Source organism: Desulfovibrio sp. (genome assembly GCF_019422935.1).
Classification (GTDB): Bacteria; Desulfobacterota; Desulfovibrionia; order Desulfovibrionales; family Desulfovibrionaceae; genus Desulfovibrio.
Genome location: NZ_JAHZCJ010000001.1, coordinates 447,335 through 469,620 on the forward strand (window position 1 = coordinate 447,335; position 22,286 = coordinate 469,620).

The window sequence follows — 22,286 nt, forward strand, 5'->3', positions numbered from 1 at the left end:
TTATGCCTCCTTTGCCAGGCGCGTCAGCGCCTCGGGCGTGTCGATGACATGGTCGGCCTGAGCTGCGCGCAGTTCGTCCGCGCCGCGAAATCCCCAGGCCACGCCGATTGAGATCATACCCGCGTTGCGGGCGGTGAAGATATCCACATTGCTGTCGCCCACGTAAAAGCTGCGTTCGGGCAAAAAGTCCATGTGCCGCAGCATGTCGAGCGGGGCGTCCGGCTCCGGCTTGAGGGGCACGCCCTCCCTGCCGCCGCGCACAAGGGCAAACGGCACATCAGGAAAGTAGCGGCGCACCAGTTCAACCGTGAGGTCGTCCGGCTTGTTGGAAAGAACGGCCAGGGCGTGGCCGTCATCTGCCAGGTGGTGCAGCGCCTCGGTGATGCCGGCATAGGGCTTGGTGCGTACGCACATGTTTTCGCCGTATCGGGTGCGGGCCTCTGCAATCAACGCTGTCAGCTGGTCTGAAGAAAGCTTTGCTGCTTCACCCTCGGGGAGGGCGTCGTTCACAAGTTTGTGAAAGCCTCGGCCCACATAGAATCTGAACGCTGGCAAGGGATGGACTGGATAGCCGTGACTGGCAAGAACATCGTTGCAGGCCTGGCCAATGTCTTCCAGGCTGTCAACCAGTGTTCCGTCCAGATCAAAAATGAATGCTCTCATGTATGCTCCTGTGGGCCCTGCAAGCGGGCACCCGTACTGTAGCTGAAAAGTGGATTAAATCACAAGTATTCAATGGGTATTAATGCGACAAAATCCACTATTCTCTTTTTTTTCAGTGTGTTAAAAAAATGTTTTGCAAAAGGTGCATAAGGGGTTGTGATGCCTGCTGCTTTCTGTGCTTTGCTGGACAGAATTTTCACGCATTGATAGAACAGTATCGCGGGCTCAAGATGCTGTATGTGACGACCGTCACGGAGGATCTATGGCAAGACATATTTTGAATATCAAGAGTCTTGGTGAAAAGGCGTCCTGGCTGCTGGTGCAGCAGGCATTGGGCATGCCGGAACCGAAGCTGCAGACAGACTTTATGGCGCAGCGCGTGGCCCTGCTGATGTTTTCGCAGCACTCCCTGCCCGAGAGACTTTGTGTTTCCGCCGCTGTGCGGCAAATGGGCGGCGCTGTGGTGTACGAGGGTAGCCGTGGCAGCTGGCGCAATGAAATGAATGATTATCAGGAACAGCTCCTGCCCGTTTTCAGCTACTACATTGACTGCTTGTACATGTACGGCATGCCCGTGGGCGGGTGGGACATGGAGGCATCGTGCCTGCGCTTCCCGCTTATCAATGCGGGCAGCCCGGATGCGCACCCAGCGCATGCGCTGGCAGACATAGCCTGCATGTTGCGCAATTCGCGTTATCTTGACGGCGTGACCTGCGGCTGGCTGGGCTGCGTCAACGGCACGCTGCATTCATTGATGGCGGCAACGGCATGGTTTCCCTTTTCACTGCGCATTGCCGTGCCGTCCCGCGTGGATCCAGCGCCGCTCAAAGAAGCTGCGGAGCGCTATGGGTCGCGCATTACCATTGTGGATAGTGTGGAAGAGGCCGTGCGTGGCGTCAACTATGTTTTTGCGGGCTGCCGTAGCGGCCTGACGGACGAAGAACGCGAAAGCTGGAGCGTGACGCCGGAACTGCTCGCCAAGGCGGCGCATGACGCGCATCTTATGCTGAGTGCTTCGCCCATAGCGGCCATCCGTGTTGACGATTCCATTCTGGCCAGCAAGGCCTCACTGTTGGTGCAACAGGCAGAATACCGTTTGCGGGTTCATAAGCGCATGTTGCACTGGGTTTTTCTTGATAATGAAAGCGGGATCTAGTTTATGGGTTTGCAACACGGGCAGGGCGGTCTGAATACGCTGTCTGCATTGGTGGCGGATTCGACTGTTGCGGGCGGGGCAGAGGCCAGTACTAAGAAAGCCGATGCCGCTTGCGGAACAGAACATAATGTTCTGACTGCCAAAGAGCTTATTGAGTTCATACAGATTTATGCTTCCACATTGCTTGCGGCGGGCGGGCAGACTTCACGAGTTGATCGCACCGCCTGCCGCATTGCACGGGCATATGGTTTTGAGGTGGAACTGGCCATATTCCCCAAGCACCTCATGCTTTCGGTCATCAAGCCTGCCGAAGGGGGCATTCCGGCGGAGCGCCGCACTGCGGTCAGCTCCATAGTGTCTGGCGCGCCCAATTTTCAGCGGGTGGCGGCGCTCAATGCCCTGAGCTGGAGCATTGCCGATGACAACCTCAGCCTTGCCAAGGCGCGTGAGCATTTCAGCGCCATCTGCGCGGTGCCCACGCTTAATCCAGTGCTGCTGCGTTTTCTTGTGGCTTGCGCCAATGCCGCCTTTTGCGGTTTGTTCAACGGCGATGCGGTGGCTATGGGGCTGGTTTTCTGCGCGACCTTTCTGGGCTTTTATCTGCGGCAAAAACTGCTGCACTGGGGCCTTGACCTGAAGGTCACGTTTTTTCTCTGCTCGTTTGCGGCCTCTCTGGTTGCATCGCTGGGCGTGCTGTTGCATCTGGGCAACACGCCGCAAACTGGCATGGCTGCAAGCGTGTTGTTTCTCATCCCCGGCATCCCCCTGATCAACGCCATGCTGGATATTCTTGACGGGCATGTGCTCATGGGCGTTTCACGGTTGATTCAGGCCAGTACACTTATTATCTGCATTGCTTTGGGGCTGGCTACAACCATGCTGCTGATGGGGGTGGATTCACTATGATGCTGCTTGACTGTCTTGCGGACGGAGCGCTTGCAGCTGTTGCCGCAGTTGGTTTTGCGGCCATATCGCGGCCCACCAAGCGGATAGCCGTCATGGCTGGCCTGCTTGCCGCCGCGGGCCATATGAGCCGTTTTTTGCTGTTGCAGGCCAACATGGGGATTGCCAGCGCATCGCTCTGCGCCGGGTTGATTATTTCCTTTTGCAGCATGCCCATTGCGCGCCGCTGCCATACCCCGGCGGAAATGTTTGTGTTCCCCGCGCTGTTGCCCATGATTCCCGGCATGTTTGCCTATAAGGCCATTCTGGCGACCTTGCAGTTTCTCAACACTGCCGGGACGCCTCAGGGCCAGACTGTGCTTGTCAGCGTTGTCTACAACGGGCTCACGGCATTTTTCATCATGTGCGCCCTGGCCATCGGGGCCATACTGCCTCTACTTCTTTTCCACCGCGAAGCACCGCTTGGGCGTACATTGCACAAGCTGAGCCAGGGCGGCAATGCGGACTGAATCAGACGCTTGCCATGCAGGAATAGTGTTGCCGTGCTGCTCACGGCAGCCGCAAAGAGGAAGGGAACAGGTCTGACGGAGATAAATTCTGGCGTGGGAAGGCACTGGCCTTCGCAGATATGCGCTGATTTGCGCCGATCAAGAATACAGCCTGAAATCATGATCCTGATGTGCGAGTTCACGTCAGGATATTTTTTTGCTCAGTCAGTTGCGCATGGCGGCAAAGGCCCACCACCATGCAGCGGCGCAGATCAGGGCCGTGAGCGTCCCTGCCGTCCACTGGTTCAAGCGCTTACGGCAGTTCCGCACCTGCCAGGCTTCAAGCGTTCCCAGTGCCAGTCCACAGCCAAGCCCGGCCAGATGCGCGGCATAGTCGGTATTCTCGCCTTCAGTGCCGAGCATGGCCAGCAAGGCGGCTGCGGCAGCCACTGGCAGCATGGCCTTGCGTTTACCTTGTTGCTGGCAGGCCATGTAGCCGGAAATAGCCCCAATGCTGGCAAATAGTGCCGTGGAAAATCCCAGGCTCAAAACCGGGCGGGGCCGCAACAGCACGGTCAGGGCATTGCCCAGCGCGCCCCCAAGCAGGGTGAGCCACAAGGCTCTGCCAACGCCTGCCATGCGGGCCAGCAGGGTCATAAATATAGCCCCGAAGGCCATGTTGCCGCAAAGGTGGGTAAGGCTGGCATGGAGGGTAAGCGCGGTGACGGTTCTGTACCATTCGTTGAAAACGCGCACCCGCACTGCGTCAAGAATGCCCGCGCTGCTCCACATGTCTGGCGGTGGCAGTACGGCGGGAGCAGGCCACCAGCCCACGCGCCAGCCGTGCCAGAGAATGAGCGGCAGTAGCGCCAGCATTGCCATGTAGGCATGAGGAAAAACCCGCAGCGGCGGGGGCTGGGCAACTGGCGCGGTGCTTTCGCGTACAAAGTCCCCCAGTTCCATGAGGGCAATGTTTTCAAACAGCGCGGGCACATAAATGTATTCCCTGCCGTTCATCTGGACGGTCTGGTGCGGTATATTGCAGGCATTGAGCACAAGCAGCCATTCACGAAAGCGCGCGTAGCCCGTGGTGCCTTGCAGGCTGGCAACCGGACGCCAGTCGAGAGGCAGGCTGTTGGGCCTGCGGCGGGCACGCCAGTTGCGCGAAAAGGCAAAAATTCTTGGTGGAATTGTGCGCATATGCAAAAAAGCCCCGGCAGAAACCTGTCGGGGCTGAAAGCTGCAAAAGAAGGTCAGTTAGGCCTGCTTACGCACCGTGGGCTTAACAACAACGCCAGAGCGCAGGCAACGGGTGCAAACGGAAAGGGTCCGCACGCTGCCGTCGGGGAACTGGTGACGCACGCGCTGCAAATTGGGATTGAAGCGACGCTTGGTCTTGATGTTGGAGTGGCTCACAAGATTGCCGACCTGGGGCTTTTTGCCGCAAAAGATGCATTCCTTGCTCATACATTCCTCCGTATATGCAAAAAAATAGTTCAATTCAAATGCGGCAAGAACAAAGCCCGCGCCGAAAAATGACAGCGTTGCATGTGGGCATAACCGCGCGAAAAGGTCATATAGCTCATGCAGCATGGAAAGGCAAGAAATTTTCTCAAAAAAAGGCGGCTGCGCTTCAAGTGCGGGTTTGCCAGCCCATCATTGAGCCGGGCAGACCTTAACTCTTTGGAACAACACAATCTTTCAAGCCAATCCGCAGGAGCTGGTTACTGTGCAACATGGAAGTAATCCCGGTGAGTACGCGCCCAGTCAGACGCATCAAGCTCCCGTGGTTTTTTTACTTCGTCCTTGTGACCAATGGCCACGAGGCAAAGTACGCCATAATGACCGGGAATGCCAAGTGTTTTTCTCACTTCCGCCTCGGCGGAAGCAGCGCCGTTGGTGCGCAGACGCATCTGCACCCATGTGGAGCCAAGGCCCAGGCGTTCCACTTCCAGTTGCACCAGGATGGCAACAATGGAGGCATTTTCAACCCACACGTCCGATTTCTCGGTATCGGCGACTACAGCCAGCACCAGAGGGGCTGTGCGCAGGGGCATGGTGCCGGAATCGCGGCAATCTGCCAGCGCGGCAATAACAGCCTTGTCCCGCACGGCCACCAGTTCCACCGGGCGGGTATCCTTTGACGAAGGGGCCAACAGCCCGGCGGTAAGCAGTTTTTCAAGATGGTCATCGCTTACGGCTTGATCGGTGAATTTGCGTATGCTGCGGCGGTTGCTCAATAGTTCCAGCATGACTTTATCCTTTTGTGGCAGGTGCGGCATGGCACCGCTGACTGAAAAACGGCCCAGGTAGCGGCGCAGCCTCTCCAATGGAAAAGGGGGCCTTGTGGCCCCCTGTAGCGTTACATTCTCACTGAAACCGGTTGTTTGCCCTGTTCGCCTCCAGCGCCGATGGAAGGGGCTTTGGAGGTCGCCATTATGTATATTTCGTGCGGGTCAAGAATCAGGATGACCGAACCGTCGCCCATGATGGTTGCGCCCGAAATACCCTTGAGGTCGCCAAGGTATGCGCCAAGGGGTTTGATAACGATTTCTTGCCGTTCCAGAAGCCGATCGACCACAAGGCCCAGACGCCGGTCGTTGTCGTGGATGACAACCACGGAAAGCACATCCGGCAGAGGGTCGGTGCGGGGCAGGCCCAGCATTTCTGAAAGCTCCACAACACCAAGCACTTCGCCGCGCAAGGTTACGGCCTTACGTCCCTTCACATCCGTGAGGCGTTCGGCTTCAATCTTGGTGGTTTCAGAGACTGCATCAAGGGGGATGGCGTACATCTGACCGGAGACATTAACCATAAGCGCATCAATGATAGCCAGCGTTAGGGGCAGACTCAAGGTGAAGCGAGTGCCCTTGCCAACCTCTGAATACGTGCTCACGCTGCCCTTGAGGTTCTTGATGTTGGTGCGCACCACGTCCATGCCCACGCCACGGCCTGAAATATCAGTGATTTTTTCAGCCGAGGAGAAACCGGGGGCAAAGATGAGCTCCAGCGATTCGCGGTCATCAAGCTGCGCTGCTTCTTCGGGCGTGATGACACCCTTGCGGATGGCGACTTCGCGCATTTTTGCGGGATCAATTCCCTTGCCGTCGTCTTCAATTTCAATGGCGACAGAGTTGCCCTTGTGGAAGGCGCGCAGCACAACCTTGCCTTTGGCGGGCTTGCCCGCAGCGAGGCGCTGGTCTTCTGGCTCAATACCGTGGTCAACAGAGTTACGGATAAGGTGGACAAGCGGATCGCCGATGACTTCAACAACGCTCTTGTCCAGTTCCGTTTCTTCACCTTCCATGACCAGATCCACTTCCTTGCCGCTTTTGCGCGAAAGGTCGCGCACCAGCCGGGGGAAGCGGGAAAAGACCGAAGAAACCGGAACCATGCGCACCTTCATGATGGTGTCTTGCAGATCATCAGAAATGCGCGCCATGGCGTAGGTGGTTTCAGAAAGGCTCTGGGCGACCTGAGAAATATCCACGTCATGCCCGGTGTCTTCAAGCGAGCGGGCGATGAGGGTGTACCGGTTACGGTTGATGATGAGTTCGCCGATGAGGTTCATCAGATGGTCAAGGCGTTCATGGTCAACACGGATGGTGGAAGAACCCTTGTGGTTCTCGGCAGCCGGAGCAGCAGCTTGCGCCGCAGGCTTTGCCGCAGCCGGAGCCGCCGGTTTTGCAGGTGCAGCGGGCTTGGCAGCTGGAGCCGCAGGCTTTGCGGGCGCAGCGGGCTTTGCCGCCGCCGGAGCGGCCGGCTTGGCAGGTTCGGCGGGCTTGGGAGCCGGGGCATCCTGCTTTGGGGCAGCCGGAGCCGCCGCAGGTGCGCTCGGAACTGCAGAGCTGGCCGGGGCTGCGGGAGCCGGGGCGGTCTGTTCTTTTTCGACCTTGGGCTCGACCTTGGGTTCGACTTCAGGTTCCGCAGGTTTTTCGTCCGCCGGGGCGGTGGGAGCCGGGGCAGCCGGAGCCGCCGCAGGCGCACCAGGTGCAGCTGCCTTGGCAGGGCCGTCCAGCGCAAGCTGAACCATATCCTTGATGATGGAAACTTCCTGATCCAGCAGGTCAACCATCAATTCAAAGTCAATGCCGCTGATGCGCCCCTGATCTACTATGCCAGCCGTGCGCTCGGCATAAACCTTGATGTCTTCAAATTCCATGAAGCCGCAAGCGTTCTTGACCGCCATGAGGCAACGGTAGAGTGCATCAATGGAGTCTTTGTGGCTGCCGTCTTTTTTGAGAGTTTCCAGCGCTGCATGAATAATTTCAAACTGCTGGCGCACCGTGACGCGAAAGGCCTCGGTATCATCATTTTCAGCGCCAACGGCAAAAAATGTCGGCGTGACCACTTCAACCGGAGCGTGGGGTTCTGCGGCGGCAGGCGCTTCCTGCTCCGCTTCATCCTGACTCTCGGCAGCTTCGTGCCCGCCGTTGCCGTTCTGGCTGGCCTGGGCGTCAAGAAGTTCCTGCGGCAGCGAAATGGGGCCGCCTGTCTGGGCTTCCTGAAGCTGTTTGACCACGGGAGAAATGTTGAAAGGCGTGGCCGAACCCGCTTCAATATTGATGCGCTGCACCAGGGCTTCCAGCACATCAACCACAAGAAGCAGAAGGTCGATCAGTTCATGGGTGGGCGTGATCTTGCCCTGGCGAACATTGTTGAGCAGGGTTTCTGCTTCGTGCGTGAGCGAATTCAGTTCGCTGTAGCCGATAATGCCGCTGTTGCCCTTCATGTTGTGGAAGAAACGGAAAATATCGTTGACCAGTTCATCACGGCCAACGGGATTTTCTTCCAGATCCAGCAGGGAGCTTGTGAGGTTTTCGATGGTGTCGTTGGACTCATCGATAAAATCTTTCAGGTGCCCTTCACCAAAGGCGGTGAGGGTATATGCAGGCAGATCGGGCAGCGTCTGCACCCAATCTTTGCCAGACATGGCCGTAAACTCTTCTTCGTCTGCGGCGGTAGCGGCTGGGTTGTCGTTGCTGCTCTCGCTATACGTCTCCGCAGCTTCATCCGGCGTAGGCTGTTCATCACTGATGGCAGGCTCTTCAACAACAGAGGCAGGTTCGACAATCTCTTCTGGTTGCGGCGCTGCTTCAGGCTCAGCGACCACAGGCTGCGGCGCTGTTTCGCCAGCCATGATGGCATCGATCTGAGCCATGATGTGCCCAATCTCCACTTCGCCTTCGGCGTTGGTGGATTCAAGATTGTCGATCATCTGGCGCAGGGCATCGGTGGATGCCAGAATGACATCCATGATCTCCGAAGTCACAACCATGGTGCCTTTGCGCAGTTCGTCCAGAATATTCTCAGACTTGTGCGCCAGCTGATTGATGCGGTTCAGCCCCAGAAAACCCGATGCGCCCTTGAGGGAGTGCATGGGCCGAAAGATATCATTCAGCAGAGCAAGATTGTCCGGCGCCTTCTCAAGCTCAAGAAGGTTAGGCTCGATGGTTTCGAGATGTTCTTTGGCTTCCGCGATAAAATCGGCGAAAAGTTCCGGATCAAAAAATTCCTGGCTCATAACCTGTACCTTTATATGGCTGAAAGCACACTATTGCCCGAATTGGACACATACTGTCTTTCTTATCGGCTATCCCAGAAGCATCTTTATATTACGGACCATTTTTTCAGGCTGCGCCGGTTTTACCATATACAGGTTGGCTCCGAGGCTCATGCCTGTCTGGATGTCCTTTTCCTGCCCTTCGGTTGAAAGGACAATGATAGGAATATCCTTATAGGCATCCTGAGCGCGGATGGTCTTGATAAACGTGAAGCCGTCCATGCGGGGCATGTTCACGTCCGAAACAATCAGGTCGACCGGCTCAAGGCTGTAAAGCTTTTCAATGGCGTCAAGGCCGTCCTCAGCGGTACTGACCTTGAAGCCTTCGCCCTTGAGAACAAAGGCTACCAGATTACGGATAGTCTTGGAGTCGTCTACGACCATAATATGTTTTTTCATAGGTGATCCTGTCCGTCTGTTGTTGGCTGCCGTACAAAATTTCACCGAACTCTAGAGATTATTCAGACTATTGGCAAGTCAGAGCGTATGCTGTTTCAGCCGGGCAGACGATCAGACTTCAATAAGTTTGTCGACAATCAGTTCCGGGTCGATAATGCCGTGGAGGCGCTCCTTGATATTGGCGAGGCCGCACAGAAAATCTGCCCCTTCGCCAAGTTGCGCCTCAATGTTCCAGCTGATGCTGTCTTTTGAAACCATGTACATGGTGTGTATTTTGTCGATAATAAGGCCAAGCTGCATATCTTCTGTGCCGCAAACGATGATAAAGCTCTTTTCAGTATAGCGCTTTGTCTGGTCTGTGGTCAGCAAAGCATCCAGGTGCAGCAGTGGCGTAACCTTGCCGCGCAGATTGACAACACCGGCAATAAAGGGAGGCGCCATGGGCAGCCTGGTCAGCGGCATATAGCGCAGCACCTCAACGATTACCGGCACTGGCAGCAAAAAAACCTGTTCGCGCACATAAAACGAAACCATCTGTACCTGTTCTTCTGCCGCAAGCCTTGTGCGCAAGGAAGGCCGGGCAGTTTCTGCCTCTGCATGTCCGTCATGACGGGCATGGCGCGTATGGTCTTTTGCTTCTCCTGCTGCGCCAGCCATCACCTGCTCTGGTTCAAGCACAGGCATGGTCTGCAACGCATCGCTGCCCAGATATTTTTGCACAAAGGCCTGTTCCGCAGCGCTCAGCGTTGCGTCTGCCGCCTGAGGCACAGCCAGGCACTGGTCTGCAAAGTACTCTTCGGGCGTTTTTACCATAGCTTTACCACTTCTTCTGCAAGCGAATTATACCCGAGCGCCCCCTTAGAGCGGGCGTCGATATCATAAATGGTGCACCCTTGGGCGCTGGCCTCGCGAAAGTGCGTGTCCACCCCAATGACCGTTGAAAACATGGATTGCCCCATTTTGCGCCGCATAAGTTCAAGCACCCGTGTGCAGGCTTTTGCTCTCCTGTCATACATGGTGGGCACCGCCCGGTAGCGTACGGGCCTGCCCAGGGCCTTGTTCAACGTGTGTAGCGTGTCGAACAGCAGCTTGAGCCCGTGCAAGGCAAGAAAATCTGTCTGGATCGGAATTATCAGCAGGTCTGCGGCAACCAGCGCATTGACCAGCAAAATGCCCACATGGGGCGGACAATCCAGAATTATGTAATCGTACTCATCGCGCACATGCGTGAGGCTGCGGAGGAGCACACTTCCCTTGGCCTGGCGCTCGCGAAAGTCAACTTCAAGCTCTGAAAGCCGTATGCTGCCCGGCGCCACGTCCATTCCCGGCAGCGCCTGCACATGGATAAGATCGGGCCAGATCACGGGCCAGGCATCTTCCTGCGCAAGAAAAAGATCGTGCAGGCTGCAAGTGATGCCTTCGGGGTATATTCTCGCATGCAGCGTGGCGCAGGCGTGGGGGTCAAGATCAAGAACAAGAACCTTTTTCCCCATGCGGGCAAGCGCGCTGCTCAGCGAAATGGATGTCGTGGTTTTGCCGACGCCCCCTTTTTGATTGGCAATAGCCAGAACTTTTGCACACATGGTATCAGCATCAGCTCATTTTTCTGTAAACAATGGTTCCCTTGTGGTGCTCAAGCTGGAACGCGCGGCTGATGTTGTGCAGGGATTCGGAATGCCCGATAAGCAGCGCGCCGTTGATTTCAAGGTTGTCGTAAAATGCGTTGATGACCTTGCGCTTCATTTCATCGTCAAAGTAGATGATGACGTTGCGGCAAAAGACGATCTGCGATTTTTCAACTCGCTTGAGCTGTTCCCTCTCATTGAGGTTAATGGGCCCAAAGGAAATGAGCGACTTCAGTTCCGGCTTGACCCTGTACTGCGTGTCTTCCTTGATAAAGTACGCGTCCACAATTTCTTTGGGTGTCGTGCGCAGGGCATAATCGTTATAAACACCCCGGCGGGCAGCCGCCAGCACGGCTTCGGAAAGGTCGTTGGCTGTGATCTTGATGTCCCAGCTGGAAAGTTCACTTTTCAGAACCTCACACAATATAATGGCAAGCGTGTAGGGTTCTTCGCCCGTGGAACAGCCAGCTGACCAGATACGCAGCTTTTTGCGCCCAGCCTTGCGGCACTGGTCAAGAATGTCGGGCAGCACGCTTTTTTGAAAAACTTCAAGCTGCGGCGGATTGCGGAAAAAGCTCGTTTCGTTGGTTGTCACCACTTCAAACAGCTTGGTGAGTTCTGCGCGGCGGCTGCCGTCAAAACGCAGAAAGTTGTAATAGTCGCTGTAACTTTTGAGGTTCAGTTCCTTGATGCGGTTTGAAAGCCGGTTTTCAACAAGGTACTTTCTGTTTTCAGCAATGAAAATGCCGCACTGCTGATAGATGAAATCGCGCAGTTGCAGAAATTCCTCGTCAGATATCTGCAAATCTTTGCGGAAGGGCGATGCCGCGCGAGTGTTGTCTGCCGCTTGCGTAGGCGAGCGAAAAGCCGCAGCAGGGGTGAGCGGCGGGCGCATGGCGCTGGTCGCGGGTGCGGTTTGCACGGGCCGTGTGGCACCAATGCCGCCCGTAGCCGGCGCGGGGCTTGCTGTGCGCGGGGGCAGGGCAGATCCCAACGGAGGCCGTGCTGTTTGCCCCAGACCAGACTGGCCTAACCCTGTTTGCCCGAGAGGTGGCCGAGTTGTCGCGCCAGACAGCCCGGTTGCGGTCTGGCCGAGGCCAGATTGTCCGAGAGGCGGGCGTGCCGCCGCAGGCGCGGCTGGGCTGGTGACGCCGCCTGCTGGCGTTGTGCCACCCAAGCCTGTGCCAGTGCCTGCACCCGCAGATGTGCGGAATGCAGAACCTGTCAGGCCAGCGCCTTGCGCCGGGCTTGCAGGGGCAGGGGCCGTTGTTCTGAACGGCGAGGCGGGGGCGGGCGCAACGGGCTTTGCAGCCGGAGCGGCGGGCGCTGCCCCGGGCGTTGGCGTTACGCCAAGCCGTGGACGTTGCTCTGCGGGAGTCGCCGCGCCGCCAGCAGATGAGCCGTTGCCGCTGTTCTGGGCAGAGCCGAGCGGGCTTTTGGGAAATAACGTAGGGGGCTGAGACATACCTACTCCTGTTCGGCCTGGATCGTTGCCACCGCTTCTTCTGCTGCATGCTGAATATCTGGGTCTTCATGATTCATCAAACCCAGCAGTACGCTAAAGGCCACATTGCCGCCGATCTTGCCAAGAGCCTCAATAATCTTGAGGGCCACCATGGGGCTTGAACTCTCAAGCATTTGCGCCAGTTGCGGAACGGCATTGGCAACCTTGTGCATGCCCAGCGCGTCAACGGCGCGTATGCGAACCCATTCGTTTTCGTCATCAAGCCCATTGAGGATATAGGGCAGCACAGTTGGGGAAGCGATTTGCCCAAGCAGGTCAATCACTGAAAGTCGAACATCCTTGTCTTCATCAGAAAGGCGGGGCAACAGCAGGGGCAGGTATTCCTCAGCCTGTTCGCCAAGACTCAGGAAGGATTCCACCGCCACCTGCCGTGTACGGGGCGATTCATCTTCGAGCGCTGCCGTTATTTCAGGCAGATTTTCCAGAATGCCGTAGCGGCCAAGGGCGTACACGGCCATCATGCGCTGCATGGGGTCTTCGCTCTTGGCGCGCTCCTTGAAGCGTTCGTTCAGCTTGGGGCTGTGCAGGTTGATGCAGGCTTCCAGCGCCATTTCCTTAACGTCCACATAGCGGTGATCCAGCTGGGCGAAGACAAGGTCTTCCACGTCAGGGCAAGTGGGCTGGTTGCCAAAGAAGACCAGTGCGCTCTTGAGAACTTCCGCGTCTTCTGAATCATTCATGATGGTTATAAAGAACGGGGAGTCGGCGCAGTCGCCAAGCTGGGCCAGCTCCGCTGCCGCCATGCGCTGCAGTTCCGGGCTGGCATCCCAGAAAATATTTTTGAGATCAGGCACGCAACGGCGGTCTGCCATAAGATGACAGGCCTCCATTGCCAGCAGGGTGCGCGGTTCATCAACGCTGTTCAGGGCATCGCGCACGGAGTCATTGTAGCCGATGGCGGCTATGGCCTTGATGGCGGCTTCATAGAGTTCATCCTGGCGTTCCCTGTCGAGGGCAGCGGCCATGTTGATGATGTCTTCGGTGCAGGCATCCGAACCGATGGCGCTCAGGCCTTGCAATGCGGCCAGCAGGATGTCTTCATCGTTGTCTGTGAGGGCGTCGAGCAGATAGGAACGCAGCCTTTCCTGCGATTTGCCAGCCAGCAGCGACAATCCGCGCCCGTTGAGAATCTGCACGATAGCTTTGACAATCTTGTGGCGCAGGGCTTCGCGAACATTTTCAAGCGAACTGAAGAGCAGGGGAATGGACTTTACATCGCCCATATCGCCAAGGGCGTCCACAATGGCCGAACTCACAAGGGAGGAGGCCTGGGAAAGCAGTTTCACAAGTGCGCTGGCGGCAGAGTAGTCCTTGATTTTTGCAAGGGCTTCCACCACGGCAAACTGCACCCATTCTTCATCGTGCATGGCCTGGCACAGGGAGTTGACAGCTTCGGGAAAAGCCAGAGTGCCAAGGCTCACAGCAGCCTGATACCGTACGTTGACTTCCGGGTCTTTGAGCAGGGCGCGGCAGAGCAGCAGACACGCCTGATGCGTACGGCAGTATCCCAGAATATCTGTGATAAATATCCGCAAGTCCGCATCGTCGTGCTGCAGGTAGGGCTGAATGCTCTCAATGCTGTCAGAGCCGATTTCGCGTAGAATGTCCATGGCCACGTTGCGCACGGGGGCTTCGTCGCTGCTCAGGAGCGGCAGCAGAGCTACAACCACCTGCGGCCCGCGAATTTTGCGCAGGGCATATTCCGCTGCTTCCTGTACGCCCACACTCGGGCTTTTGATGTGTTCGCAGAGCATGGGAACGGCATCCTGAAGGCCCTGATCGCCAGCGCTGAATGCCGCGTCGCGAATCGCGTCATTTTCGCCCGACTTCAGGGCTTCAAGAATTGCTTTTTGCTGTGGATTTTCCATGTTCATAGTCATGTCCTGCTACGGTGGGGTCAGCCTCTGACCGTTGTTATGATGGCGTTGGCAATATCGTCCACATCAAGAATGAGGTTGGCGAGCTTGTTGTCTACAATCGCCTTGGGCATACCGTAAACGACACAGGAGGCCTCATTTTGCGCTATAAGGCAGCCGCCCTTCTCTTTAAGAACCTTGGCCCCTTCGCATCCGTCTGAACCCATTCCGGTGAGAATCGCGCCAAGCGTGCGTCTTCCCATTGCTTTGCCCGCAGTTTCAAAAAGCACGTTTGCCGAAGGTTTGTAAAGGGCATCGCGCGGTTCTTCTGCAACAAAGATTTCTGGCAGCGGACCGCGCATGCGAATGCCCAGATGCTTGCCGCCAGGGCAGACATACGCATGACCGGTTTTGAATTTGTCACCATCCTGGGCTTCGGTAACGCCGATCTTGCAAACACTGTCTAGGCGCTTGGCAAACGGATTGGTAAAAGCCGCCGGCATATGCTGCGCAATAAGTATGCAGGCCGGAAGATCCGCAGGCAGCGCCGAAAGAATCTTTTGCACCACTGGCGGCCCGCCGGTGGAAACGCCGATTACAACCAGATCGCGCGGCCCGGTGCAGGGCGTTTGCACATAATCCGCAGGTTGCGAAGGCTGAGGGCGTGGAACTGGAACCTGAATCTGGTTGATGCGTCTGTACTTGAGTTTGATGATGGTTTTACGCCGGGCAATGGCCCGCACCTTGCGCTGCAGCTCCGCCCCAAAACACTCCCGGTCGCAGCTCATGGTTTTAGGAATAAAATCAAGAGCGCCGTACTCTAATGCCTTTAATGTGCTTTCCGCGCCGCTCTGTGTGAGAGAGCTGACCATCAGCACGGGAATCGGAGTCTTTTTCATCAACTGCTGCAAAACTCCAAGGCCATCAAGCCTTGGAAGGTCAACATCAAGCGTCATTACGTCCGGATCGAGTTCTTCGGCTTTTTCCAGGGCCTCCTGACCGTTGCGGGCTGTGCCCACAACCTTGATTTCAGAATCCTGCTCCAGAAGTGAAGTAATGGTGTTGCGCATGAAGGTTGAATCATCAACCACGAGGACACTGATCATAGGATAAATTCACTCCAAAAAATTCTCTCTCTATCTAGTTTTTGTATGCTACGTCAGGCATTATTTTTTTACAAATAAAAAATTACTTGCCAAACTACTCAGTCTCGCTTATGTTCCCTCTCTCAACGGGATGTGGCTCAGCTTGGCTAGAGCGCAGCGTTCGGGACGCTGAGGCCGCGCGTTCAAATCGCGCCATCCCGACCAGCAAAATCAAGGGTTTACGGTAACCACCGTAAGCCCTTTTTTTGTTTTTACATCAAGCGAATCCTTCTTTTTACGTATAAAGACAGCGCTCGGTTAAAGGCGGCGGCAAGTCGGAAGCAGGAATTATGCATTGGCGACTGGCCTTTTTATGCCGGCAGGATGTTCCGTAAAAATAATTTTGCGTGAATCTTGTGGACTCTTAACGGCAAAAAAGCCCGTTTCTGAAGGGATGTTCATCACATCCCTAAGAAACGGGCTTTCTGTTATTTTGCGGCAACCGAGGTTATGCCTGCGGATGCTTGGTTTAGCTGCTCTAAAGGCGCGCGGAACGCGCCATGCACCTAGCTCAGTGAAGCAAGGCGCTTGATGGCTTCTTCCGTGTCGGCAGGGGAGCCAAAGGCCGTCAGGCGCACGTAGCCCTCGCCAGAAGCGCCAAAGCCAGCGCCCGGCGTGCACACAAGGGCCGTGTTGTTCAGCACGTGGTCAAAGAATCCCCAGGAGGTCATGCCGTCCGGCACGCTCACCCAGATGTAGGGAGCATTGACGCCTCCGTAGACGGAAAGACCCATGCCGGTGACTGCTTTGCGCAGGCTTTCTGCATTACACTGGTAGCCGTGGATAACGTCCATGACCTGCGCCCGACCTTCCGGGCTGTAGGTGGCGGCAGCGGCCCGCTGCACAATGTAGGGGCAGCCGTTGTACTTGGTGCACTGACGGCGGTTCCAGAGGCTGTTGAGCGCAACCTTGCCGCCCTTGCCATCGCTGACCTGGAGTGCCTTGGGCACAACTGTGTATGCGCAGCGCAGGCCGGTGAAGCCAGCTGTTTTGGAGAAGCTGCGGAATTCCACGGCCACTTCCTGCGCGCCCTCAAGTTCATAGATGCTGTGGGGAATGGAGCTGTCGGTGATGTAGGCCTCGTAGGCGGAGTCATACAGAATGACGCAGCCTTCGCGGCGGGCGTAGTCCACCCAACCCTGAAGCGCCTGACGCGAAAGCACGGTGCCCGTGGGGTTGTTGGGGTAGCACAGATAGATGATATCGGGCCGGGTTTTGGGAAAGTCCGGCACAAAGTTGTTTTCCTTGAGGCAAGGCAGGTACACGAGCCTGTCCCACTGTTTGCCGTCAAACTCGCCGGAACGGCCCGCCATGGCGTTGGAATCCACATAGACGGGATAAACGGGGTCAGTCACCGCCACAATGCTCTCAGCGGCAAAAAGTTCCTGAAAATTGCCCACGTCCGACTTGGCGCCGTCGCTCACGAACACTTCATCGGGGCTCAGGTCAACGCCGCGCGCCTTGTAGTCGTGTTCCGCGATGATTTCGCGCAAGAAGGCATAGCCCTGTTCCGGGCCGTAACCATGAAACGTGGCGGCGTCGCCCATGTCGTCCGCAGCCTTGTGCAGCGCCGCAACCACGGCGGGAACAAGGGGACGGGTCACATCGCCAATGCCCAGGCTGATGACGCGCTTTTCGGGGTTGGCTTCCTTGAAGGAGGCGACCTTGCGGGCTATTTCCGCAAAAAGATAGTTGCTTTGCAGCTTGAGAAAATTGCTGTTTACGCTGGTCATCACATTCCTCTGAATCAGATGTGGTATAAGCCGGTGAAGACGGTGACGGCTCCGCCGGTCATGTAGACATGGTTGGAAATTTCGTCCCAATGGATGTGCAGGGTGCCGCCCTTGAGTTCCACATCAAGCTCGCGCCCGGTGAGGTTGTTGAGCACGCAGGCAACAGCAACGGCGCATGCGCCGGTGCCGCAGGCAAGGGTTTCGCCCGCGCCGCGTTCCCACACGCGCATTCTTACCTTGGTGGAGGAGATAACTTCCACAAATTCGGTGTTGGTGCGCTGCGGAAACAGCCTGTGGTGCTCAAAACTGGGGCCGATCTTGGGCAGATCAAGGTCGTCTATGCCTTTCATGAAAACAACCGCATGCGGGTTGCCCATGGAAACAGCGGTAATATCGTAGCCAGCGCCGTCAACCTCGACTGGGCGGGCCACAAAACGCTGGGCGCTTGTGTCGCCCTCGACCAGCACGGGAATGTTGGCCGGGGTCAGCACGGGTTCTCCCATATCAACCGTAGCACCGCAAACCTCGCCGCCTTCAAACAGCAGACGGACGATTTTTTCACCGGCGCGGGTTTCAACGCGGATAACATCCTTGGAAAGAATGCCGTGGTCGTGAACATATTTGCCCACGCAGCGGATGGCATTGCCGCACATTTCAGCCTCGGAACCATCAGAATTGAACATGCGCATGCGCACGTCTGAAGTGCCGGAAGGCAGAATCAGTACAAGACCGTCAGACCCGACACCGAAATGGCGGTCGCTGATCTGTCGAGCAAGGTCGTTGGGGTTCTCGACACGTTCTTCAAAGCCGTTCACATAGACATAATCGTTGCCGATGCCCTGCATTTTTGTAAAGCGCAGTGTTGCAGCCATATATACTCCTTATCATACGGGGGGCCGAGACAGGCTGCCCATAATTATCTTGGCAGTATCACAAATAAGTATTTATTCTGATTCAAGGCAAAAGTAAACACAGTGCGGCGTACCTGCCGTGAATCCAACGTGCGGCGGCGGTTTAGGGCGCAAAAAAAGCGGAGAGCCGCCAGACTCTCCGCTTGATGACCACTGGCCTTCGCCGTCCGTTGCGGCGAACGGCGAGGCCTGTGGCTCCCTGCGGCAGAACCGCAGGGGCCGGAAGCAAGGGGACCATCTTCCCCCCCGGGATGAGACCCCCTGCCCCCAACTATTTCTTAACGACCTAGTGAGCCCAGAGCAGTTCCGCGTACTTGGGCAGAACCCACAGGCTGTCCTCAACCAGGCGCTCAAGAGCGTCGGCATGGGTGCGGCATTCGGCCATAGCGGGCAGGATGCCGTCACGAGCGGCCTTGGCCTGTTCCAGCGCGCCTTCGGTGCACTGGGCTTTTTCCACGGCCTTTTCCAGCACGGTTACACCCTTCTGAAGTGCAACAATGTGGCCGCGCAGTTCGTTAAAGTATTCTTCTTCGCTTGCAGCGCCCTTGTCGCCAAGCACGGCGCGGGTCTTGATAACCGCATCGGCGGCCCTGGTCTGGGCTTCCATGCTGGGCGGCAGCACGGAAGAGCGGATCATGTCGGCCAGCAGGTTGCCTTCGATGCACACGGTCTTGCTGTAGTTTTCCAGCAGGATGTCCTGACGGGAGAGAATTTCACGCTCGGTCAGGATGCCGTGACGCAGGAAGACGTTCATGACGTCGGGATCGCTGTAGTGCTCAAGAGCGGTAACGGTGTTGTTGTAGTTGGGCAGGCCGCGGCGGGCGGCTTCTTCAGCCCAGGATTCAGCGTAACCATTGCCGTTAAAGACGATGGGCATGTGTTCCTTGAACAGGCGGGGCAGCAGAGACTGCAGGGCCGTGTTCAGATCGGTGCCGCCGGCAACCGAAGCTTCAAGTTCGGTGGCAATGTCGTCCAGAGCGCTGGCAACAGCCGCGTTCAGGGCGATATTGACCGGAGCCACGGACTGCGAGGAGCCCACGGCGCGGAATTCAAACTTGTTGCCGGTGAAGGCAAAGGGGCTTGTGCGGTTACGGTCGGAAAGATCCACGGGGAGCGGAGGCAGAGTGGAAACACCCACTTCCATGACCGCGCTCTTCTTGTTCTTGGAACCCTTGCCGTTGATGATGGTGTCAAGCACGTCGGTAAGCTGTTCGCCAAGGTAGACGGACAGGATGGCCGGCGGGGCTTCGTTGGCGCCAAGGCGATGGTCGTTGCCAGCGCCCACGGTGCCGAGGCGCAGGGCCGCGCTGTGCATGTGCACGGCGCGCAGCACGGCGGCCAGGAAGACCAGGAACTGGGCGTTGTCCACCGGGGTGGAGCCGGGATTGAGCAGGTTGGAGCCATCAGAATCGCTGATGGACCAGTTGTTGTGCTTGCCGCTGCCGTTCACGCCCGCAAAGGGCTTTTCGTGCACCAGGCACACAAAACCGTGCTTGCCAGCCATGTGACGCATCATGTTCATGCAGAGCATGTTGTGGTCGCAGGCGATGTTGGCTTCTTCGTACACAGGGGCAATTTCAAACTGACCGGGGGCCACTTCGTTGTGGCGGGTCTTGGCCGGAATGCCCAGCGAACGCAGCTCGTTTTCCAGATCCTGCATGAAGCTCATCACGCGGGGAGGAATGGAGCCGAAGTAGTGGTCTTCCATTTCCTGACCCTTGGGCGAGGTGGCACCTATCAGGGTGCGGCCAGCCAGCAAAAGGTCAGGGCGCAGGGCGGCCAGGTTTTTGTCCACCAGGAAGTATTCCTGCTCGGGGCCGACGTTGGCGCGCACATAGCTGGCCGTGGTGTTGCCGAAGAGCTTGAGAATACGCATGGCCTGACGCGACAGGGCCGATATGGAGCGGATGAGCGGGATCTTGCGGTCAAGAGCTTCGCCCGAGTATGAGTAAAAGTATGTCGGAATGTGCAGGGTGGCCCCGTAAGGAGCGGGGATGATGAACACCGGCACGGAGGGATCCCACGCGGTATAGCCGCGGGCTTCAAACGTGGAGCGGATGCCGCCGGAAGGGAAGGAGGAGGCGTCCGGCTCACCGCTGATCAGCATCTTGCCAGAGAATTCGCTGATAACCTGACCATCGATGGTGGGCGACAGAAAGGCGTCATGCTTTTCGGCAGTGAGGCCGGTCATGGGATGGAACCAGTGCGTGTAGTGCGTGGCGCCGTTCTCGATAGCCCAGTCCTTCATGGCGTTGGCGACAACATCAGCGATTTCGGGATTCAGGCGTTCGCCGTCGCGGATGGTCTTGGCCAGCTTTTTGAACACATCCTTGGGAAGGCGCTTACGCATCGTGGCCAGGCCAAACACGTAACGGCCAAAGATGTCTTCCGCGCTGCGGCCTATTTCATCAGCGCTGGTGGGGATGACCGGTGCAGTGTTCACTGCTTTGAACAAAGCCTTTTTACGGGGGGAACTCATACCCTCGTCTCCTTTCTCATGTTGTTGCTAGAATCAGGCATAGCCCGACTAAAGGGCCTCATCGCCGCGCTCACCAGTGCGGATGCGGATGGCATCCATCACATCACTGATGAAAATTTTTCCGTCGCCAACCTGTCCTGTGCGGGAGATGGACACCACCGCGTTCAGAACAGTTTCAAGCATGTCGTCGTGCAGCACGACCTCGACCTTGATCTTGGGCAGGCAGTCAACCTGCATTGTGGTGCCGCGATACACTTCAGTGTGCCCGCGCTGGCGACCAAAGCCCTTGATTTCAACATAGTTCAAGCCGTGGATGCCCATGTCGGTAAGCGTGTCCTTAACCTTGTCAAACATGCTGGGCCGGATGATGATTTCAAGCTTTTTCATAGGTCGTTCCTTTGCTGTTTCCCGTTGGACTACAAGGAGTAGCCGCGTTCGTTGTGCTCGCTCAAATCGAGACCGGTGAATTCCTCTTCAGGCGTAACCCGCAGGCCGACAACCGCGTCAACCACATAGAGGATTATCCGGGAAACTATGTAGCAATAACCCCAGGTAGCCACAATGGACACGATCTGGATCCAGGCCTGCTCAGGATTACCATAGAACAGACCGTCCGAGTTGTTGATGGCCGCGCAGGCGAACAGGCCGGTGGCAAGCGCACCCCAGGTGCCGCCGATGCCGTGAATGCCGACCACGTCAAGGGCGTCGTCGTAACCGAACTTGTTCTTCAGGAGCACGCCGCCGTAGCAGATGATGCCGCCAACAAAACCGATCAGCATGGCGGGCAGCACTTCAACAAAGCCCGCGCCGGGGGTGATGGCCACGAGGCCAGCCAGTGCGCCGGAGATAGCGCCAAGGCTTGTGGGCTTGCCGGTACGAATCCATTCAACGAGCATCCAGCCAAGAATACCGCAGGCGGAAGCCATGTGGGTTGTTACAAGGGCCTGACCAGCAAGAGGACCGGAAACCAGGGCGCTGCCAGCATTGAAGCCGAACCAGCCGAACCACAGCAGGCCGCCGCCAAGCAGGGTAAGGGGCAGATTGTTGGGTGTTGCATGCGAGCTGCCAGTGGAAAGCCGCGGTCCAAGAGCCTGGGCACAGGCAAGAGCCGCTGCGCCGGAAGACATGTGCACAACTGCGCCGCCAGCAAAGTCCAGAGCGCCCATCTTGCTCATCCAGCCGCCGCCCCAGACCCAGTGGGCCATGGGCGAGTATACGAAGAGCAACCACAAGCCGGAGAAAACAAGCATGGCGGAGAAGCGGATGCGCTCAGCGTAGGCACCGGAAATAAGGGCCACGGTAAGAGCAGCAAACATGCACTGATACCCCATAAAAACCGTGTGGGGCAGCTGGGTGGCGGCAGGAGCCGATTCGCCGCCCACGCCTTTGAGGAAGAGGTAGGAAAGATCGCCGATTATGCCGCCCACATCTTCGCCAAAGGCCAGTGTGTAACCCACAACGGCCCATAATACAGAGATGAGAGCCAGCGCGCCGTAGCTGTGCATGTGGGTGGACAGGATATTGCGGGAGCGAACCAGGCCACCGTAGAAGAGGGCCAGCGCCGGGGTCATCAGCATGACCATGGAGGCGCAGATCAGAATAAATGCAGTATCCGAGGCGTTCATACGGACATCCTTCAGCGTAGTTCGGACCGGCGAGGGAGGCAGGGTGCCGCACAGTGCAGCAGGCTGGTTTCCGTCGTTCCGTTCCGCGTTTAATAGAACCTCATCCTCGTGGGCTGGCGCCATGCCCACACTGCGGCACAATGCCGCAGCAATACCCTGCTTAGGCATGAAGTGTGCCAAATGTGTTTCGCTGAGGGGCTAAATTATGTAACAAT

19 protein-coding genes and 1 tRNA gene are annotated in these 22,286 nt (G+C 57.1%); 4 read left to right on the forward strand and 16 right to left on the reverse strand.

All coding sequences use genetic code 11. The features are described from left to right. Nucleotides 1-663, reverse strand: coding sequence for an HAD family hydrolase (locus tag QZ383_RS01975; RefSeq protein ID WP_291442567.1), 663 nt, complete (start codon nt 661-663; stop codon nt 1-3). Between the two features lie 262 nt (nt 664-925). On the opposite strand from QZ383_RS01975, the gene QZ383_RS01980 reads away from it, so the two are divergent. Genes QZ383_RS01980 through QZ383_RS01990 form a run of 3 tightly spaced genes read left to right on the forward strand, consistent with a single transcriptional unit; the run spans nt 926 to nt 3,231 of the window. Next, nucleotides 926-1,819: an ornithine carbamoyltransferase gene (locus tag QZ383_RS01980; protein WP_291442569.1), complete on the forward strand. Its 894-nt coding sequence runs from the start codon at nt 926-928 to the stop codon at nt 1,817-1,819. 3 nt (nt 1,820-1,822) lie between these two features. Beyond that, nucleotides 1,823-2,725 (forward strand): threonine/serine exporter family protein, encoded by a 903-nt coding sequence (locus QZ383_RS01985; protein WP_291442570.1) that lies wholly within the window; start codon nt 1,823-1,825, stop codon nt 2,723-2,725. Further along, a complete protein-coding gene (locus QZ383_RS01990; RefSeq protein ID WP_291442572.1) occupies nt 2,722-3,231 on the forward strand; it encodes a threonine/serine exporter family protein in 510 nt (169 codons plus the stop codon). The genes QZ383_RS01985 and QZ383_RS01990 overlap by 4 nt, the downstream gene beginning before the upstream one ends. Before the next feature lie 204 nt (nt 3,232-3,435). On the opposite strand, the gene QZ383_RS01995 is transcribed toward QZ383_RS01990, so the two are convergent. The 10 genes from QZ383_RS01995 to QZ383_RS02040 all read right to left on the reverse strand — a co-directional run bounded on the left by QZ383_RS01995 (nt 3,436) and on the right by QZ383_RS02040 (nt 15,284). Then, entirely contained in the window at nt 3,436-4,410 is a 975-nt protein-coding gene (locus tag QZ383_RS01995) for a rhomboid family intramembrane serine protease (protein ID WP_291442574.1), read from the reverse strand. A gap of 57 nt (nt 4,411-4,467) precedes the next feature. Beyond that, nucleotides 4,468-4,677 carry a 50S ribosomal protein L28 gene (gene rpmB / locus QZ383_RS02000; RefSeq protein WP_027180796.1) on the reverse strand — a complete coding sequence of 70 codons (210 nt, stop codon included), beginning with the start codon at nt 4,675-4,677 and terminating at the stop codon, nt 4,468-4,470. A 257-nt stretch (nt 4,678-4,934) separates the two neighbouring features. Continuing rightward, nucleotides 4,935-5,462, reverse strand: a complete 528-nt coding sequence (locus QZ383_RS02005) for a nitroreductase family protein (RefSeq protein ID WP_291442576.1) — start codon at nt 5,460-5,462, stop codon at nt 4,935-4,937. A gap of 110 nt (nt 5,463-5,572) precedes the next feature. Next, nucleotides 5,573-8,734: a chemotaxis protein CheA gene (locus QZ383_RS02010; protein WP_291442577.1), complete on the reverse strand. Its 3,162-nt coding sequence runs from the start codon at nt 8,732-8,734 to the stop codon at nt 5,573-5,575. 69 nt (nt 8,735-8,803) lie between these two features. Next, nucleotides 8,804-9,172, reverse strand: a complete 369-nt coding sequence (locus QZ383_RS02015) for a response regulator (protein ID WP_022658680.1) — start codon at nt 9,170-9,172, stop codon at nt 8,804-8,806. A gap of 111 nt (nt 9,173-9,283) precedes the next feature. Then, nucleotides 9,284-9,985, reverse strand: coding sequence for a chemotaxis protein CheW (locus tag QZ383_RS02020; protein WP_291442581.1), 702 nt, complete (start codon nt 9,983-9,985; stop codon nt 9,284-9,286). Next, entirely contained in the window at nt 9,979-10,755 is a 777-nt protein-coding gene (locus QZ383_RS02025) for a ParA family protein (protein WP_240825595.1), read from the reverse strand. The genes QZ383_RS02020 and QZ383_RS02025 overlap by 7 nt, the downstream gene beginning before the upstream one ends. Nucleotides 10,756-10,765: 10 nt before the next feature. Further along, nucleotides 10,766-11,602 (reverse strand): protein-glutamate O-methyltransferase CheR, encoded by an 837-nt coding sequence (locus QZ383_RS02030; protein ID WP_291442924.1) that lies wholly within the window; start codon nt 11,600-11,602, stop codon nt 10,766-10,768. 662 nt (nt 11,603-12,264) lie between these two features. Then, nucleotides 12,265-14,196: a HEAT repeat domain-containing protein gene (locus QZ383_RS02035; protein ID WP_291442584.1), complete on the reverse strand. Its 1,932-nt coding sequence runs from the start codon at nt 14,194-14,196 to the stop codon at nt 12,265-12,267. Between the two features lie 23 nt (nt 14,197-14,219). After that, nucleotides 14,220-15,284 carry a chemotaxis response regulator protein-glutamate methylesterase gene (locus QZ383_RS02040; protein WP_240825599.1) on the reverse strand — a complete coding sequence of 355 codons (1,065 nt, stop codon included), beginning with the start codon at nt 15,282-15,284 and terminating at the stop codon, nt 14,220-14,222. Nucleotides 15,285-15,410: 126 nt separating this feature from the next. On the opposite strand from QZ383_RS02040, the gene QZ383_RS02045 reads away from it, so the two are divergent. Then, nucleotides 15,411-15,488 (forward strand) — tRNA-Pro (locus QZ383_RS02045). Nucleotides 15,489-15,829: 341 nt separating this feature from the next. Here QZ383_RS02045 and QZ383_RS02050 read toward each other — a convergent pair. The 5 genes from QZ383_RS02050 to QZ383_RS02070 form a co-directional block, all read right to left on the reverse strand. Further along, on the reverse strand, nt 15,830-17,056 hold the full coding sequence (locus QZ383_RS02050) for an LL-diaminopimelate aminotransferase (protein ID WP_291442588.1): 1,227 nt from the start codon (nt 17,054-17,056) through the stop codon (nt 15,830-15,832). 14 nt (nt 17,057-17,070) lie between these two features. After that, nucleotides 17,071-17,928 carry a diaminopimelate epimerase gene (gene dapF, locus QZ383_RS02055; RefSeq protein ID WP_291442589.1) on the reverse strand — a complete coding sequence of 286 codons (858 nt, stop codon included), beginning with the start codon at nt 17,926-17,928 and terminating at the stop codon, nt 17,071-17,073. Between the two features lie 325 nt (nt 17,929-18,253). Continuing rightward, entirely contained in the window at nt 18,254-20,446 is a 2,193-nt protein-coding gene (locus QZ383_RS02060; protein WP_291442591.1) for a glutamine synthetase III, read from the reverse strand. 48 nt (nt 20,447-20,494) lie between these two features. Beyond that, nucleotides 20,495-20,833, reverse strand: a complete 339-nt coding sequence (locus tag QZ383_RS02065) for a P-II family nitrogen regulator (protein ID WP_192111588.1) — start codon at nt 20,831-20,833, stop codon at nt 20,495-20,497. A 29-nt stretch (nt 20,834-20,862) separates the two neighbouring features. Beyond that, nucleotides 20,863-22,071: an ammonium transporter gene (locus QZ383_RS02070; protein ID WP_240825698.1), complete on the reverse strand. Its 1,209-nt coding sequence runs from the start codon at nt 22,069-22,071 to the stop codon at nt 20,863-20,865. Between the last annotated feature and the right edge of the window lie 215 nt (nt 22,072-22,286).

Coding starts and splice junctions, on each gene's coding strand:
- rpmB (WP_027180796.1), bottom strand. CDS start 4,677: ATGAGCAAGGAATGCATCTTTTGCGGCAAAAAGCCCCAGGTCGGCAAT.
- QZ383_RS02020 (WP_291442581.1), bottom strand. CDS start 9,985: ATGGTAAAAACGCCCGAAGAGTACTTTGCAGACCAGTGCCTGGCTGTG.
- QZ383_RS01985 (WP_291442570.1), top strand. CDS start 1,823: ATGGGTTTGCAACACGGGCAGGGCGGTCTGAATACGCTGTCTGCATTG.
- QZ383_RS01980 (WP_291442569.1), top strand. CDS start 926: ATGGCAAGACATATTTTGAATATCAAGAGTCTTGGTGAAAAGGCGTCC.
- QZ383_RS02035 (WP_291442584.1), bottom strand. CDS start 14,196: ATGAACATGGAAAATCCACAGCAAAAAGCAATTCTTGAAGCCCTGAAG.
- dapF (WP_291442589.1), bottom strand. CDS start 17,928: ATGGCTGCAACACTGCGCTTTACAAAAATGCAGGGCATCGGCAACGAT.
- QZ383_RS02005 (WP_291442576.1), bottom strand. CDS start 5,462: ATGCTGGAACTATTGAGCAACCGCCGCAGCATACGCAAATTCACCGAT.
- QZ383_RS02010 (WP_291442577.1), bottom strand. CDS start 8,734: ATGAGCCAGGAATTTTTTGATCCGGAACTTTTCGCCGATTTTATCGCG.
- QZ383_RS02015 (WP_022658680.1), bottom strand. CDS start 9,172: ATGAAAAAACATATTATGGTCGTAGACGACTCCAAGACTATCCGTAAT.
- QZ383_RS02065 (WP_192111588.1), bottom strand. CDS start 20,833: ATGAAAAAGCTTGAAATCATCATCCGGCCCAGCATGTTTGACAAGGTT.
- QZ383_RS02040 (WP_240825599.1), bottom strand. CDS start 15,284: ATGATCAGTGTCCTCGTGGTTGATGATTCAACCTTCATGCGCAACACC.
- QZ383_RS02060 (WP_291442591.1), bottom strand. CDS start 20,446: ATGAGTTCCCCCCGTAAAAAGGCTTTGTTCAAAGCAGTGAACACTGCA.
- QZ383_RS01995 (WP_291442574.1), bottom strand. CDS start 4,410: ATGCGCACAATTCCACCAAGAATTTTTGCCTTTTCGCGCAACTGGCGT.
- QZ383_RS01975 (WP_291442567.1), bottom strand. CDS start 663: ATGAGAGCATTCATTTTTGATCTGGACGGAACACTGGTTGACAGCCTG.
- QZ383_RS02050 (WP_291442588.1), bottom strand. CDS start 17,056: ATGACCAGCGTAAACAGCAATTTTCTCAAGCTGCAAAGCAACTATCTT.
- QZ383_RS02070 (WP_240825698.1), bottom strand. CDS start 22,071: ATGAACGCCTCGGATACTGCATTTATTCTGATCTGCGCCTCCATGGTC.
- QZ383_RS01990 (WP_291442572.1), top strand. CDS start 2,722: ATGATGCTGCTTGACTGTCTTGCGGACGGAGCGCTTGCAGCTGTTGCC.
- QZ383_RS02025 (WP_240825595.1), bottom strand. CDS start 10,755: ATGTGTGCAAAAGTTCTGGCTATTGCCAATCAAAAAGGGGGCGTCGGC.